At 65.2% G+C, this 15,614-nt stretch carries 17 protein-coding genes; 14 read left to right on the top strand and 3 right to left on the bottom strand.

The features are described 5' to 3' along the window. Positions 1–177 precede the first annotated feature (177 nt). The 13 genes from QX132_RS06430 (at position 178) to QX132_RS06490 (ending at position 12,219) form a co-directional block, all read left to right on the top strand. On the top strand, positions 178–420 hold the full coding sequence (locus tag QX132_RS06430) for a hypothetical protein (RefSeq protein ID WP_315738400.1): 243 nt from the start codon (positions 178–180) through the stop codon (positions 418–420). A gap of 159 nt (positions 421–579) precedes the next feature. Further along, entirely contained in the window at positions 580–771 is a 192-nt protein-coding gene (locus QX132_RS06435) for a hypothetical protein (protein WP_315738399.1), read from the top strand. A 158-nt stretch (positions 772–929) separates the two neighbouring features. After that, entirely contained in the window at positions 930–1,763 is an 834-nt protein-coding gene (locus QX132_RS06440; protein ID WP_316160451.1) for a DeoR/GlpR family DNA-binding transcription regulator, read from the top strand. 153 nt (positions 1,764–1,916) lie between these two features. Then, positions 1,917–3,470 (top strand): glycerol-3-phosphate dehydrogenase, encoded by a 1,554-nt coding sequence (gene glpD, locus QX132_RS06445; RefSeq protein WP_316160453.1) that lies wholly within the window; start codon positions 1,917–1,919, stop codon positions 3,468–3,470. Then, positions 3,467–4,549 (top strand): ABC transporter ATP-binding protein, encoded by a 1,083-nt coding sequence (locus QX132_RS06450; protein WP_315796812.1) that lies wholly within the window; start codon positions 3,467–3,469, stop codon positions 4,547–4,549. Before glpD ends, QX132_RS06450 begins: the two co-directional genes overlap by 4 nt. A gap of 12 nt (positions 4,550–4,561) precedes the next feature. Then, complete coding sequence (locus QX132_RS06455) at positions 4,562–5,644, top strand: ABC transporter ATP-binding protein (RefSeq protein ID WP_315756983.1); 1,083 nt, start codon at positions 4,562–4,564, stop codon at positions 5,642–5,644. A 3-nt stretch (positions 5,645–5,647) separates the two neighbouring features. After that, positions 5,648–6,550, top strand: coding sequence for a sugar ABC transporter permease (locus tag QX132_RS06460; protein WP_315738394.1), 903 nt, complete (start codon positions 5,648–5,650; stop codon positions 6,548–6,550). Then, positions 6,550–7,356 carry a carbohydrate ABC transporter permease gene (locus tag QX132_RS06465; protein ID WP_315773415.1) on the top strand — a complete coding sequence of 269 codons (807 nt, stop codon included), beginning with the start codon at positions 6,550–6,552 and terminating at the stop codon, positions 7,354–7,356. The genes QX132_RS06460 and QX132_RS06465 overlap by 1 nt, the downstream gene beginning before the upstream one ends. A 187-nt stretch (positions 7,357–7,543) precedes the next feature. Further along, positions 7,544–7,873 carry a DUF2160 domain-containing protein gene (locus QX132_RS06470; protein WP_316160454.1) on the top strand — a complete coding sequence of 110 codons (330 nt, stop codon included), beginning with the start codon at positions 7,544–7,546 and terminating at the stop codon, positions 7,871–7,873. Between the two features lie 119 nt (positions 7,874–7,992). After that, positions 7,993–9,735 (top strand): ABC transporter substrate-binding protein, encoded by a 1,743-nt coding sequence (locus tag QX132_RS06475; protein WP_315738720.1) that lies wholly within the window; start codon positions 7,993–7,995, stop codon positions 9,733–9,735. 334 nt (positions 9,736–10,069) lie between these two features. Further along, on the top strand, positions 10,070–10,846 hold the full coding sequence (gene exbB, locus QX132_RS06480) for a tonB-system energizer ExbB (RefSeq protein ID WP_315773416.1): 777 nt from the start codon (positions 10,070–10,072) through the stop codon (positions 10,844–10,846). Between the two features lie 3 nt (positions 10,847–10,849). Next, the gene (exbD, locus tag QX132_RS06485) at positions 10,850–11,275 is read left to right on the top strand and encodes a TonB system transport protein ExbD (RefSeq protein ID WP_315738390.1); all 426 of its coding nucleotides are present in this window, start codon (positions 10,850–10,852) and stop codon (positions 11,273–11,275) included. Further along, complete coding sequence (locus QX132_RS06490) at positions 11,272–12,219, top strand: TonB family protein (RefSeq protein WP_316160456.1); 948 nt, start codon at positions 11,272–11,274, stop codon at positions 12,217–12,219. Before exbD ends, QX132_RS06490 begins: the two co-directional genes overlap by 4 nt. A gap of 43 nt (positions 12,220–12,262) precedes the next feature. Here QX132_RS06490 and QX132_RS06495 read toward each other — a convergent pair whose 3' ends face one another. Together QX132_RS06495 and QX132_RS06500 are read right to left on the bottom strand one after the other, a co-directional pair. Continuing rightward, complete coding sequence (locus QX132_RS06495; protein ID WP_315717331.1) at positions 12,263–12,604, bottom strand: hypothetical protein; 342 nt, start codon at positions 12,602–12,604, stop codon at positions 12,263–12,265. A 48-nt stretch (positions 12,605–12,652) separates the two neighbouring features. Further along, on the bottom strand, positions 12,653–13,495 hold the full coding sequence (locus tag QX132_RS06500) for a hypothetical protein (protein WP_315776116.1): 843 nt from the start codon (positions 13,493–13,495) through the stop codon (positions 12,653–12,655). A gap of 957 nt (positions 13,496–14,452) precedes the next feature. On the opposite strand from QX132_RS06500, the gene QX132_RS06505 reads away from it, so the two are divergent. Next, entirely contained in the window at positions 14,453–14,809 is a 357-nt protein-coding gene (locus QX132_RS06505; RefSeq protein ID WP_315738719.1) for an EF-hand domain-containing protein, read from the top strand. A 127-nt stretch (positions 14,810–14,936) separates the two neighbouring features. On the opposite strand, the gene QX132_RS06510 is transcribed toward QX132_RS06505, so the two are convergent. Beyond that, a complete protein-coding gene (locus tag QX132_RS06510; protein WP_316160458.1) occupies positions 14,937–15,572 on the bottom strand; it encodes a response regulator transcription factor in 636 nt (211 codons plus the stop codon). Positions 15,573–15,614: the final 42 nt, after the last annotated feature.

The following is a 15,614-nucleotide window of genomic DNA, read 5'->3' on the forward strand; positions in this document are numbered from 1 at the left end:
TGCTTGGAGGTGCGATGCCGCGTCTCTGCCTCATTGCGCGCTTCGAGTGGCGCATCGGACGGGCATCGAGGTTGGTAGTCCGCTTCCGATCAACAAGGCCAAAAGGGCCAGCCGGAAAAAAATGCCGGCACAGGGAAATGGCGGGGCGCGGTGCGCGAACAGGGTGGGAGGAAGTCCATGTCGGACGTCGACGAGAAACTGATCTTGCAGGTCCTGAAGAAGCTGCAGCAGCGGCTTCTCCACGCCGAGCGCAGGATTTGCGTCTACGAGAATCAGCTCAGTGCGTTTCGTGAAGATCAAGTCGAGGTGTTGAAGGATCTGCGCACCATCTATCAGTTGCTCGGTCAGCATCACGACCGCATCGGCGGGGCCGATGCGTCGCTGCGCAGGCCGACGCTCGTCCCGAATGATCCACGCTGATTCGGCCGTGTCGTGACGGTGAAGGCGCGTGCAGCGCAGCCAACATAACATCCACACAATTTCCTGTTGGCATGCAGATCGGATAGCCGGGGGCTCCAGGACCGGAACGTTCGTCATAGAGCCCTGTTATACGCCCGGAATGAACGACGGGATTTCGCAATGTCCGACACCTATATCATCGAGGTCAGCTCCCAGGCGGCGGGGATCGTCGTCCGCGATCGTGGCGGCTTCCGCTTCTTCGCGGCGTCCCACCGTTTCAATGCCCTCGAGGGCCAGGTGTTTCGCAATGCCCGCGAAGCCGAACGCGCCGCGCTTCGGCTCGTGACCGGCGAGCTGAGCGCAGCCGCCTGAGCGAGCTTGGCGCACGCGGCCGCCGGCGCACGTCAGCCGGACCGTGCCGCGCCGGACGTGCTCCGAGCCGGCGATTGCTGCGATGCGCCCAATGCTTCGCCGATTGACGCTTGACTCGATCAGCATCACCATGGTGCAGCTTGTCCTGAAAGCTTGCCATGGCCGTCCTTTCCCAACGCCAGACCGACATCCTCAACATCGCCCGCGCCTCCGGCCGCGTCATGGTGGAGGATCTCGCGCGCCGCTTCGAAGTCTCGGCCCAGACCATCCGCAAGGACCTCAATGATCTGTGCGAGCAGCGCGCGCTGACGCGCATCCATGGCGGCGCCATCATCGCCTCCGGCGTCGAGAATCTTGCCTACGAGGCGCGGCGCTTCGTCGCTGCCGACGAGAAGAAGGCGATCGGCGCGGTCGCCGCCGCGCGGATTCCGAACGGCTCCTCGCTCTTCATCAACATCGGCACCACGACGGAGGAGGTGGCGAGCGCGCTGTCGTCGCACCAGGACCTGCTCGTCATCACCAACAATCTCAACGTCGCGATGCTGCTCTATCCGCATCCGCGCATCGAGGTGATCGTGGCCGGCGGCACGGTGCGGCGCTCGGATGGCGGCGTGATCGGATCGACGGCGACGCAGCTGATCGGCCAGTTCAAGGTCGACTACGCGATCATCGGCGCATCCGCGATCGACGAGGAGGGCGCGCTGCTCGACTTCGACTATCGCGAGGTGCAGGTCGCCCAGGCCATCATCGCCAATGCCCGCAGCGTGATGCTGGTCGCCGATTCCACCAAGCTTCATCGCAGCGCGCCGGTGCGCATCGCCCATCTCAGCCAGATCCAGACCTTCGTCACCGACCGGCCACTGCCGGACGGACTGGCCAGCCTCTGCCATAGCCGCGGCATCGAGGTGGTCTCGGCGATGCCCGCCGCCGACGCCGACGACGCCGCGGAGGCAACCGAAGCGGCGGGGTCCGCCGTGCTCCGCCGCGCCTGACTTTCCGCCACTCTCGCAGGCTCCTTGATCCCGGTTTGGGCAGGTTTTGCCCAATCGCGGCCCAACATGCGAATTTCGATTTGCTTTCACTTTCGTTTGTGTTTAACTCGAAACCGAAAGTGAAATCGCCACAGTCAAGGCGATTGCCGGGGGATGCGTCTGTTGGAGCGGATCTACGACCTCGCCATTATCGGAGGCGGCGTGAACGGTTGCGGCATCGCGCGCGATGCGGCCGGACGCGGAAATTCCGTTTTCCTTTGTGAAATGAATGATCTGGCGAGCGGAACCTCGTCCTGGTCGACCAAGCTCGTGCATGGCGGCCTGCGCTATCTCGAATATTACGAGTTCCGGCTGGTCCGCGAGGCGCTGATCGAGCGCGAAATCCTGTGGCAGATCGCGCCCCACATCATCCGCCCGTTGCGTTTCGTGCTGCCGCATCATTCGGGCCTGCGCCCGGCCTGGCTGCTGCGCCTCGGCCTGTTCCTCTATGATCATCTCGGCGGCCGCAAGCTGCTGCCGCCGACGCGGTCGGTGAACCTGCGCAGCGACGAGGTCGGCCGCCCCTTGATCCCCGGGCGCTACAGCAAGGGCTTCGAATATTCCGACTGCTTCGTCGACGATGCGCGTCTGGTCGTGCTGACCGCGCGCGATGCCGTCGATCGCGGCGCCGTCATCCGCACCCGCACGCGCGCGATCGAAATCCGGCAGGATGGCAGCCATTGGCTGGTCACCACCGAGAACACGCAGACCGCCGAGCGCGAGACCATCAAGGCGCGCGCGCTGGTCAATGCCGCCGGTCCCTGGGTCGAGCAGGTGCTGGCGACCGGCGCCGGCGTCAATGCGAAAGCGAAAGTGCGGCTGGTGCAGGGGTCGCACATCGTGGTGCGCAAGCTCTATGACCACGACCGCGCCTACATCTTCCAGAACGCCGACGGCCGCATCATCTTCGCCATTCCCTATCAGCAGGATTTCACGCTGATCGGCACCACCGATCGCGACTATCAGGGCGATCCGGCCAAGGTGAAGGCGACCGACGAGGAGATCGCCTATCTCTGCGCCGCGCTCGGGGAATATCTCGCCAAGCCGGTGACGCCGGCCGACGTGGTGTGGAGCTATTCCGGCGTGCGGCCGCTCTATGACGACGGCGCCTCCGAGGCCAAGGCGGCGACCCGCGACTACGTGTTCGAGCTCGATACGCCCGGCGGCTTGCCGCTGCTGTCGATCTATGGCGGCAAGATCACCACCTACCGGCGCCTGTCGGAAGAGGCGCTGGAGCGTCTCGCGCCCTATGTGAAAGGTGGCAAGGCGGAGGAGGGGTGGACCGGCAAGGCGCCGCTGCCCGGCGGCGACATGAAGGTTTCGGCCGTTGCGCCGTTGATTGCGGATCTCCGCAAGACCTATCCGTTCCTGTCGGATGCACATGCGAAGCGGATCGCCCATGCCTATGGCACGCGGGCTGCGGCCATGCTCGCCGGTGCGACATCTTTGGCCGATCTCGGCCAGGATTTCGGTGGCACCTTGACGGAGCGTGAAGTCAGGTACCTGATGACGAACGAGTGGGCGTTGACGGCCGAGGACATCGTGTGGCGTCGATCGAAGCTGGGGTTGCGGATGTCGGCGGCTGAGATCGCCGCGCTCGATGCGTGGATCACGGCCAATCGCGAGCGCTCCGCCGTGCCGGCGCGTGAGGCGGGAGGGCGCGCATGAGCGTCACGCTCGATCACGTCTCCCGAATCGTCGACGGCGTGACCACCATTCGCGACGTCTCGCTGACTTTGCAGCGCGGCACGCTGAGCGTGCTGCTCGGGCCGACGCTGTCCGGCAAGACCTCGATCATGCGACTGCTCGCCGGCCTCGACCGGCCGACCACGGGGCGGGTGCTGGTCGACGGCAAGGACGTCACCGGCGCCGACGTGCGGCAGCGCTCGGTCGCGATGGTCTATCAGCAGTTCATCAACTATCCCTCGCTCTCGGTCTATGAGAACATCGCCTCGCCGCTGCGCGTGCAAGGCAAGTCGCGCCAGGAGATCGAGAAGCGCGTGGCGGAAGCGGCCCGGCTGCTGCGGCTCGAGCCCTATCTGAAGCGCACGCCGCTGCAGCTCTCCGGCGGCCAGCAGCAGCGCACGGCGATTGCGCGCGCACTGGTGAAGGGGGCGGACCTCGTGCTGCTGGACGAGCCGCTCGCCAATCTCGACTACAAGCTGCGCGAGGAGCTGCGGACCGAGCTGCCGCGCATCTTCGAGGCATCCGGCGCAATCTTCGTCTATGCCACCACCGAGCCCTCGGAGGCGCTGCTGCTCGGCGGCCGCACCATCTGCATGTGGGAAGGGCAGGCGCTGCAGGCCGGCGATACCGCGGCCGTGTATCGCCGACCCGACACCTTGCGTGTCGGCCAGGTGTTCTCGGATCCGCCGATGAACACGGTCGAGATCCAGAAGCGCGGCGAGAGCGTGGAGTATGCCGGCGGGGTCAAGGCGCCGGCGGTCGGCCTCTATGCCGCTCTGCCGGACGGCGCCTATCGCGTCGGCTTTCGCCCGCATCAGCTCGGGCTTGGCAAAGGCGACGGCAGCCACGGCCGCCATGCCTTTCCCGCGACCGTCTCGGTCACCGAGATCACGGGATCGGAGAGCTTCGTGCATCTGACGCGCGACGGTATGAACTGGGTCGCGGTGCTGCACGGCGTCCATGAATACGAGCCCGGCGAGGTCCTCGACGCCGTGCTCGATCCTGCCAATGTGTTCGTGTTCGACGCCGGCGACCGTCTGGTCGCGGCGCCGGCGATCTGAGGGAGATGCCGCATGGCCCGCATTGACCTCGTCGATCTCGCCCACGCCTATAACGGTAACAGCGGCGATATCGAAAGCTACGCGCTGAAGCCGGTCACGATGACCTGGCGCCAGGGCGGCGCCTATGCGCTGCTCGGCCCGTCCGGCTGCGGAAAGACCACGCTGCTCAACCTGATCTCCGGCATCCTGACGCCCTCGCACGGCAAGATCCTGTTCGACGGCAAGGACATCACCAAAGCCTCGACCCGCGAACGCAACATCGCGCAGGTGTTCCAGTTTCCGGTCATCTACGACACGATGACGGTGGGCGAAAATCTTGCGTTTCCTCTGAAGAACCGCGGCGTGCCAAGGGCCGAGATCGACAAGCGCGTTGCAGAGATCGCACGTCTGCTCGATCTCACGCCGGACCTCAACCGCAAGGCCACGCGCTTGACCGCCGACGCCAAGCAGAAGATCTCGCTCGGCCGCGGCCTGGTGCGCTCCGACGTCGCCGCCGTCTTGTTCGACGAGCCGCTGACCGTGATCGATCCCGAGCTGAAATGGCAGTTGCGCTCCAAGCTGAAGGCGCTGCATCGCGAGCTCGATCTGACGATGATCTACGTCACCCACGATCAGACCGAGGCGCTGACCTTCGCCGACACCGTCGTCGTGATGCATGACGGCCGCGTGGTGCAGAGCGGCACGCCCGCTGAGCTGTTCGACAAGCCGGCCCATACCTTCGTCGGCTACTTCATCGGCTCGCCCGGCATGAACATCCTCTCGGCCGAGGTGAAGGGACGTGAAGCCCGCATCGACGGTCACACCCTGACGCTGGCGCGCAGCTACGACGCGCTGCCGGCCGGAGCCAAGATCGAGATCGGCGTCCGTCCGGAATTCGTCGATGTCGCTCAGCCCGGACCCGGCCTGCTCGATGCCAATATCGAGCGCGTCGACGATCTCGGCCGCATCCGCTTCGCGCGCGTTCGTGTCGGCGACGTCAAGTTCGCCGCGCGACTGCCGGCCGGCTTCTCGCCGCAGGGCTCGGCGATCGGGCTGAAGTTCAATCCAGCCTATGTTCATGTCTATGCCGACAGCCGTCTCGTCGAGGGAGCCTGAGTGATGGACAAGACCATCAACAACAAGGCCTGGTTCCTGGTGCTGCCGGTGTTCCTGCTGGTGGCATTCTCCGCCATCTTGCCGCTGATGACGGTGGTGAACTATTCGATGCAGGACACGTTCGGCAACAACCAGTTCTTCTGGAACGGTGTCGGCTGGTTCAAGGAGCTGCTCGATCCCTCGACCGATCTCGGCGGCCGCTTCCTCGCCTCGCTCGGGCGCAACCTGATCTTCTCGCTCGCGATCCTGGCCATCGAGGTGCCGCTCGGCATCGTCGTGGCGCTGTCGATGCCGCGGGGCGGATGGACCGTGGCCTTCTGCCTCGTCGTGTTGGCGCTGCCGCTCTTGATTCCGTGGAACGTGGTCGGCACCATCTGGCAGATTTTCGGCCGGCCCGACATCGGCCTGCTTGGCTATGCGTTGACGAGCGTAGGCATCGACTACAATTACGTGTCCAACGATCTCGATGCCTGGGCCACCGTCATCGTGATGGACGTGTGGCACTGGACCAGCCTGGTGGCGCTGCTGTGCTATGCCGGCCTGAAGTCGATCCCCGACGCCTATTATCAGGCTGCGCAGATCGACGGCGCCTCGCGCTGGGCGGTGTTTACCGCAATCCAGCTGCCAAAGATGCATCGCGTGCTGCTGATCGCCGTGCTGCTGCGCTTCATGGACAGCTTCATGATCTACACCGAGCCGTTCGTCGTCACCGGCGGCGGACCGGGCAATTCGACGACCTTCATCTCGATCGAGCTCGTCAAGATCGCGCTCGGCCAGTTCGACCTCGGCAAGGCGGCGGCGCTATCGCTGGTCTACAATCTGATCATCCTCATCGTGTGCTGGGTGTTCTACACCATCATGACCAATGCCGGCGCCGAGCGCCGGCCGGTGAAAGGGGGCGCGTGATGAACACCATTCCGGGCCGTCGCATCATCATCTCGCTGTTCCTGGTCTTCCTGCTGTTGCCGATCTACTGGCTCGTCAACATGAGCTTCAAGACCAACAACGAGATCGTCACAACGATGACGCTCTGGCCGCATCAGCCGACGCTGGCCAACTACATGCGCATCTTCACCGACGAGAGCTGGTATTCCGGCTACATCAACTCGCTGAAATACGTGATCCTCAACACGGTGATCTCGATCCTCGTGGCGCTGCCGGCGGCCTATGCGTTCTCGCGCTACCGTTTCCTCGGCGACAAGCACCTGTTCTTCTGGCTGCTGTCGAACCGCATGGCGCCGGCCGCGGTCTACGCGCTGCCGTTCTTCAATCTGTACTCGGCGATCGGCCTGTTCGATACGCCGTGGGCGGTCGCGCTGGCGCATTGCATCTTCAACATCCCGCTCGCGGTCTGGATCCTCGAAGGCTTCGTCTCGTCGGTGCCGCGCGAGATCGACGAGACGGCGTTCCTCGACGGCTATTCGTTCCCGCGCTTCTTCGTGAAGATCCTGGTGCCGCTGATCGCCAGCGGCATCGGCGTCGCCGCCTTCTTCTGCTTCATGTTCTCCTGGGTCGAGCTGCTGCTCGCGCGCACGCTGACCTCGGTCTATGCCAAGCCGATCTCGGCGGTGATGACCCGGACCGTGTCGGCGTCCGGCATGGATTGGGGCCTGCTCGCGGCTGCCGGCGTGCTGACCATCATCCCCGGCGCGCTCGTCATCTGGTTCGTCCGCAACTACATCGCGCGCGGCTTCGCGCTGGGACGGGTGTGATCATGCACACTTGTCGCCACGGCCTCCGTTCCGCCTCCCCCGCTTGCGGGGGAGGCCGTATCGCATCGCCAGATGCGATACGGGTGGGGGCATCTCTCCTCTTGGGCAGTCGGACTCGCGGCGCCCCCACCCCAACCCTCCCCCGCAAGCGGGGGAGGGGGTCCATTATCGCCTGGAGCTGATAGCCATGGACAGCATCGCATGGATGGCCTGGACTGCGCCGACGGCGATCTTCTTCGCCACGCTGGCCTGCACCCTCGGCGTCATGACGCTACTCGCCGCGCGCTATCCCGAGGCCGAGCGCGTCGGCGTGCTGCGCATTCCGACCACGCGCGGCGACCGTCTGTTCATCTCGCTGATCTCGGCCGCCGTCATTCACCTCGTCTGGATCGGGCTTGTCGGCACCGACACGATCGCGACCCTGCCGGTCGGCGAGGACAGTTTTGAGGTTTCGAGCCTGTGGCTCGCGACCGCAATTTCGCTTGCATCCGCCGTTGCGATCTTTCGCACCGTCTGAGGCAGGCGAGGAAGGGCAGATCCGGGGGCAACCCGGACCTGGATACGTCGCTCAAGGAGGAAAGCATGCGACACTTGAAACCTAGGAAGCATCACCTGACCAAGGCAAGCTATCTCGCGATGACCAGCGCTGCCGCGCTGTTCGCCGCGACCATGACGCTGTCCGTGCCGGCGCTTGCCGACGACGCCACGATCCAGAAGTGGATCGACAGCGAATTCCAGCCCTCGACGCTCTCGAAAGAGGAGCAGCTGAAGGAGCTGCAGTGGCTGGCCAAGGCCGCCGAGCCCTTCAAGGGCATGGAGATCAACGTCGTCTCCGAGACCATCACCACGCATGAGTACGAAGCCAAGACGCTCGCCAAGGCGTTCAGCGAGATCACTGGCATCAAGCTCAAGCACGACATCATCCAGGAAGGTGACGTCGTCGAGAAGCTGCAGACCCAGATGCAGTCCGGCAAGAACGTCTATGACGGCTGGATCAACGACTCCGACCTGATCGGCACCCACTTCCGCTACGGCCAGACCATCGCGCTGTCGGACTACATGAAGGGCGAGGGCAAGGACGTCACCGACCCCTATCTCGACGTCAACGACTTCATCGGCAAGTCGTTCACGACAGCTCCGGACGGCAAGCTCTATCAGCTGCCCGACCAGCAGTTCGCGAACCTGTATTGGTTCCGCTACGACTGGTTCACCAATCCGGACTACAAGGCCAAGTTCAAGGCCAAGTATGGCTACGACCTCGGCGTGCCCGTGAACTGGTCGGCCTATGAGGACATCGCCGAGTTCTTCACCAACGACATCAAGGAGATCAACGGCGTCAAGGTCTATGGCCACATGGACTATGGCAAGAAGGATCCCTCGCTCGGCTGGCGCTTCACCGACGCCTGGCTGTCGATGGCCGGCAACGGCGACAAGGGCATCCCGAACGGCCTGCCGGTCGACGAATGGGGCATCCGCATGGAAGGCTGCCGTCCGGTCGGCTCCTCGGTCGAGCGCGGTGGCGACACCAACGGCCCGGCGGCGGTCTACTCGATCACCAAATATCTCGACTGGATGAAGAAGTACGCGCCGCCGCAGGCGCAGGGCATGACCTTCTCCGAGGCCGGCCCGGTGCCCGCGCAGGGCAACGTCGCCCAGCAGATCTTCTGGTACACCGCCTTCACCGCCGACATGGTGAAGCCGGGTCTGCCGGTCGTGAACGCTGACGGCACGCCGAAGTGGCGCATGGCTCCGTCGCCGCACGGCGCCTACTGGAAGGAAGGCATGAAGCTCGGCTATCAGGACGCGGGCTCGCTCACGCTGCTGAAGTCGACCCCGCCGGATCGCCGCAAGGCCGCCTGGCTGTACCTGCAGTTCATCGTCTCCAAGACGGTCAGCTTGAAGAAGAGCCATGTCGGTCTCACCTTCATCCGTGAATCCGACATCTGGGACAAGTCGTTCACCGAGCGTGCGCCGAAGCTCGGCGGCCTCGTCGAGTTCTACCGCTCGCCCGCGCGCGTGCAGTGGACCCCGACCGGCAACAACGTGCCCGACTATCCGAAGCTGGCGCAACTGTGGTGGCAGAACATCGGCGATGCGTCGTCCGGTGCGAAGACGCCGCAGGCCGCGATGGATGCGCTCGCAGCCGCCCAGGACTCCGTCCTCGAGCGTCTCGAGAAATCCAAGGTCCAGGGCGAATGCGGTCCGAAGCTGAACAAGAAGGAATCGGCCGAGTTCTGGTTCAACAAGTCGGCCAAGGACGGCAACATCGCTCCGCAGCGCAAGCTCGCGAACGAGAAGCCGAAGGGCGAGACGATCGACTACGACACCCTGATCAAGTCGTGGCCGGCGACCCCGCCGAAGCGCGCAGAGGCGAAGTGAGCCCACGCTCTGAAGTCGTCGTCCGGCTCGACCGGCAATCCCATCACGAAGGCCGGGAGCAATCCCGGCCTTTTCTTTTGGCCCAGAGGTGAGGGGCTTCCCGTTCCATTCGGGAATTATTCCCGGGTCGCATAGGACAACTTCCACGCAGCAAATGCCTTGAAGCCGGTGGGGACAGGCGGCACTCTTTGACGATCGGGATTGTCGCGATCTTCGCCGTGACTTTGCCCCAACGACACGAAACAACAAGGCCTCGACACGATCCGGCATGGCCCCATGCGATCCACGCCGGGATCGTGATCACCAACCACGGGGCCACCGAGGGAGTACGGCCATGGATCAGGCGCACATCGCCAATATCGCGAGCACGCTGCCGGAGGCGTTGTCGCCCTGGACCATGTTCATGCAGGCCGACATCGTCGTGAAGGCGGTGATGATCGGGCTGGCGCTGGCTTCAGTCGCAACCTGGACCGTTCTGGTGGTGAAGACGATCCAACTCCGCGCGGCACTGCGTACCTCGCGCAGCGCGCTCGGCATCGCGATGGCCGCGCGCGCGCTGTCGGATGCGACGGGACGCATTTCCGCCGACGACGGTGTGGTCGGCCGGCTGCTGGCCGTCGCCGATGACGAAATCGACAAGTCGCGTGGCCTCCCCGCCGATGGCATCAAGGAGCGTGTCTCCTGGCAGTTCGAGCGGATCGAGGCGGCGGCGGTGGCGCGCATCGGCCGCGGCATCGGCATTCTCGCCACGGTCGGCGCGGTCGGGCCGTTCGTCGGCCTGTTCGGCACCGTCTGGGGCATCATGAACAGCTTCATCGGCATCTCGCATGCCCATACGACCAACCTCGCGGTGGTGGCGCCGGGCATTGCGGAAGCGCTGCTCGCGACCGCCTTCGGCCTCGCCGCCGCGATTCCCGCGGTCGTGATCTACAACCTGTTCGCGCGCGCCACCGGCGGCTATCGCGCCGTCATCGCCGATGCATCGGTGGCGGTCATGCGCCTGCTCAGCCGTGATCTCGACCGGCAGCACGCGGGGCCCGCCGAAACGCGGCGCAGCGCCATCCGCGCCGTCGAGGCGCCGATGCTGTCGATCGCCAATCCGGCGGAGTGAGCCATGGCCGTCAAGCTTGCCCGACGCCCCGACGAATTCGAGGAGACGCACGACATCAACGTGACGCCGTTCATCGACGTCATGCTGGTGCTCTTGATCATCTTCATGGTCGCCGCGCCGCTCGCCACTGTCGACGTCCCGGTCAACCTGCCGGCGATCTCGGCCGAGCCGCAGCCGCGCGCGGAGACGCCGGTCTTCGTCACCTTCAAGGCCGACCGCTCGCTCGCCGTTGGCGACCAGAGCGTGGCGCAGGCCGACATCGCCGCCTCGCTCGATGCCGCCACCAAGTCCGATCACGAGCAGCGCGTGCTGCTGCGCGCCGATCAGACGCTGCCCTATGGCGAGGTGATGGCGCTGATGAACACGCTGCGCCGTGCCGGCTATACCAAGGTGGCGCTGGTCGCGTTGGAAGACCGGGGCGCGCAGTGAGCGTCCTCACGCTCGATCCGTTCGAATACGAGCAGCGCCGGGAGCGGACACTGTGGACCATCGCCGCGCTGGTGGTGGGCGGGCTGCATGTCGGGCTCGCCGTCGGCTATCTGCTGCTGCGTCCCGCGCCGCAGGGACGTGCCCAGGCGCCGGCCTTCGACGTCGTGTTCAGCCCGGCGGTGGTGAGCGAGCCGGCGCCGACGGCGCAGGATGCACCGGCGTCCGAGCCGCCGCCGGTGGAGCCGCCGAAGGACGAGCCGGTGAAGGACGACCCGGTCGCGCGCGAGGCCGTCGCTGAGCCTGTCCCGCCGGCTCCCTCCGAGCCGGAGCCGCAGGTCATGGCGCAGCCGGAGCCGGTGCCGGATGTCATTCCCTCGCCGGAGCCCGCGCCACAGGTCGCGCTCGCGCCCGAGCCGCCGCGTGCAGACGATGTCGTTTTGCCGCCGCCGCCACCACCGAAACCGATCGAGGCGATACCGCCGGAGCCGAAGCCCGTTCCCGTGCCCGAGCGTGTCGAGCGCAAGCCGGTGGAGAAGAAGGAGACGAAGGAGAGGGCCGAGAGGAAGCCGGCACCGCCGAAGCCGGCTGCGGCGCCGGCGGCCCGGCCTTCACGTGTCGCGTCGGCGCCCAATCCCGGCGAGGACAGCGTCGGGGCGCGCGAGGGCCAGGCCAGTTGGAACGCCGAGGTGGTGGCGCAGATCCGCCGCGCCGCAGCCTATCCCTCCGACGGCAATGGCGCGAGCGGCACCGTCATGCTGAACGTCGTGATCGATCGCAACGGACGGCTGCTGTCGCGACGGCTCGCTGGAAGCTCGGGCTCGCCGGCGCTGGACCGCGCGGCGATGGGCATCATCGAACGCGCCGCGCCGTTCCCGCGCTTTCCGCCGGCGATGGCTCAGGCGCAGGTCTCGCGCACGGTCCCCCTCCATCTGAGGCCGCGCTGAACGCGGCGCCATCCAGGGCGATATCGGTGCCGCCGCGTGCCGCCTATTTGCTGCACTCGGTCAGATCCGTATCGCGCACGACGAACTGCGCGCCTTCCTTGAGTTCGATGTTCTTGGCGACGCAGGTGCGGCCGCCCTTCTCGGACAGCTTGATGTCGTAGCGGCCGGACTTCACGCCGACCAGCGTCATGCGCTCATTGTGGTCGACCTCGCCCTCGTCGTCGTTCTTGCACTGGTCGGCGCCCCAGGTTTTGGTGCCGGCGGCCGCCAGGTACATTTTCACGATGGTCTGGCCGGTGCGGTTGAGGAAGCGCGGGCCGTCCTCGGCGGACGCGGCGGAGCCGGCAAGCATGAGAAGCGCGCAGGCGGTGACGAGGCGACGCATGACGAGTGTCCTTTTCTTATGATTGGTCATGGGATGAAGGCGCGCCGATCAGAAATCCTTGCCGATGCTGGTCTTGACGGCAAGGCCGCGCGAGGCGTTGGTCAGGCCGTAGCCGACGCCGAAGCTGAGCTCGAAGCCCTTGAAGCGGGTGTCGGCGACTGCGTAGAGCGTCTGCATCTGCTGATTCCAGGGCAGGATGTAGCCGAACGGTCCGAGATTGGAGAAGTGCTCGATACCGATGGTCCAGCGATCGCTGAGGCGCTTGACGAAGCGCACCGAGGGCTCGAAGGCCGAGCCGGCGCCGTCGATGCCGAAGGTCATGTTGGCGTTGAAGATGAGCTGATAGTCGTTGGGCAGGTTGACGCCGATGATCGGCGTGAACATCTGCGCCACCCGCGGCGTGGCCTCCTGCACGAAGCGCGGCGCGCCGGGCTGGCCGGCTCCGGCCTTGTTGGCGACCCACAGGTCCGGCGTCAGGCCGCCCTGCGGCGCCAGGATGGTGCGTGACACCAGGCCGAGGAAGACGGTGCGCTCAAGCCGGTCGCCCTGGATGAAGGTCTGGCGAATGGTGACGCCGCCGGACTGAAATGAATAGCCGGGCACGCCATTGTCCATCACATTGCCAAGCGCCATCGGCACATTGGTGCGGGCAAAGGCGTAAGGCGAGGTCAACGCGATCTCGTACCATTCGGTCGGCGAGTAGCCGATCTCGGTCTCGCCGGTGACCGCACGCTGCGGCACGCGGCGTCCGCCGTTCTGTTGCGGATTGAAGGTTGTCAGATAGCCGAAGCGCTGTTCGACCTGGAAATGCCCGGGCGAGGCGGGGTCATTGCCCTGGATCTCCTCGGCCGCTGCACCGAATGGCGCGAGAACGAGAGCACCGGCAGCCATGTACAATCGCGATCGTCTTCTTGCACTCCTGGCGATGCCGTTCGGCTGCATGTCCCCGCGCTCCCTTCAACTGATGGGCTAACGAGTCGGCGGGGCGAAAACATGCGGGCCCGTCGGCTGAAAGATGACGCGATCGGGAAACGATCAGTCGTTGAATGCCGCAATTGCTCCGGCCCTTCCTGCTTCGATGAGGAATAGGGATGTTTTGGCAAGTCGAACGGGACATTTTGACCGGGACAATATGGCGGCCATTTCGCGAGTGAATCTCAGGGCGGCGATGAATGTGGCGTGTTGCAAACACATTGAAGTCATAGAGCGAGGAAAACATATGCTGCAGCATGCATTGCTGATCGCCGGATCAGCCAGAGAATGGACACGCCCGTGCTTCACACACCCGGTCATCGTCGCCGCTTGTCCGCTCAGCCGATGCGGCTCGGACTGGTGCTCACACTCCTTCTGTCCACGCTGCTGCCGGATGGACGCGCCTTCGCGGAGGAGTCGCTGCGGGACCAGTTGGAAGCGTGGTGGAATCAAACCCAGGCCGGCAAGAGAGGTCAGGTTGGGCAAGTCCGACAGGTGTCATCGGGGAGCGGTGCCAGAACCGCAAGGCATGTCGCCAAGCGCGGACGCCACGTCGCCAATGCCCGGGCCGAGGCAGGAGGAGGTGTCTTCGACCACGATAGCGGTCCGCGTCGCGACCGTCCGGGGAGATATTTCCTGCACGGACCGAGGTTCTAGTCCCGACGCTCTTGCGGGAATTTCCCGGGCGTCGCGTTCTTGCACTTGCGAAATGACAAGGCCTCCCATAGGTCAAAGCAATGTGTGGCGCGTTGCCGGTGAAACCGCCGACGCTCGCATACGTTGTTTTCGTGCCCTTCATCGCCGCCCCCCGGACGGCGGAGACAAAGGATCAATTCGATGAATTGGAAACTGATGATGACGGCCGCTGCCGTCGGCATGACAGCAATCGTCGGCACGTCGACGATCGCTGTCAGTGCACCGGCCCCTTCCAAGCTGCTGACCTCGATCGACCCCGACAAGGACGGCACCGCCGACATGAACGAGGTCCGCACGGCCGCCGGCGCGCTGTTCGATCGTCTCGATCGCGACCACGACGGCACGCTCGACGCCAAGGAGCTGCGCGGCCGCGTTTCGGCCAAGGATCTCAAGGCCGCTGATCCCGACAATGACGGCACGCTGACCAAGGACGAGTATCTCGCGCTGGTGGAAGGCCGCTTCAAGGCGGCCGATCCTGACCATGACGGCACGCTCGATTCCAAGGAGCTGAAGTCGGTGGCCAAGCTGCTGAAGTGAGACGTCGGTCCGCACTGGACCGACGCGACACAGATATGAGCTCGAGGGCCTGTGATGGGAGACCGTCGCAGGCCCTCGCCTTTCAGGCGGATGCTCGTGGCGGGCCGGCAGGGACGGCGATTGGCCCTCACATGCTTGGGCGGGACATTTCCACTGCGAGACGAACCAGGTCGGGCAGGCTGCGCGCCCCGAGCTTCTGTCGCAGCCGGTAGGTCAGGTTGATGACGGTCTTGTAGCTGATGCCGAGATGGTCGGCGATCGCCTGATAGGATTTCGCCTGAGCCAGCAGCGCAAGTGCCTGGCGCTCGCGCGGGGTCAATGCCACGGTCGCCATGCCGTTCGGATCGGCGCGGAGCAGGGCGATGCGGGTGGCGAGCTGCGGGTCGAGATAGGTGCCGCCGGTTCGAACCTGTTCCAATGCCTTTGGCAGCTCGTGCGGCGGGGCGTCCTTTAGCAAATAGCCGTTGGCGCCGGCGTCGATCGCGGAGCGGACGATACGCGGATCGGCGTGCATGCTGAAGACCAGGATTCGGGCGCGGGGATCGTGCGACCGCATGCGTTCGATCAGACTGATGCCGCCGAGCTCCTGCCCGTGCAGGCGCAGATCGACGATCGTGACGTCCGGCCGGTCACGAACATAGGCGTCGTACCCGCTGTCGGCATCGTGTGCCTCGGACAGCGCACGGATCCCGGCTTCGTTCAGCAGCCAGCGGCAGGCCGTGATCACGACCGGGTGGTCATCGACGAGCAGAACGCGATACATCCGATGAAGGTCTTGCCCTTATGGGCGCTGGTGGCGCCGATG

This window comes from Bradyrhizobium sp. SZCCHNRI20481, assembly GCF_032485055.1.
Lineage (GTDB): Bacteria > Pseudomonadota > Alphaproteobacteria > Rhizobiales > Xanthobacteraceae > Bradyrhizobium.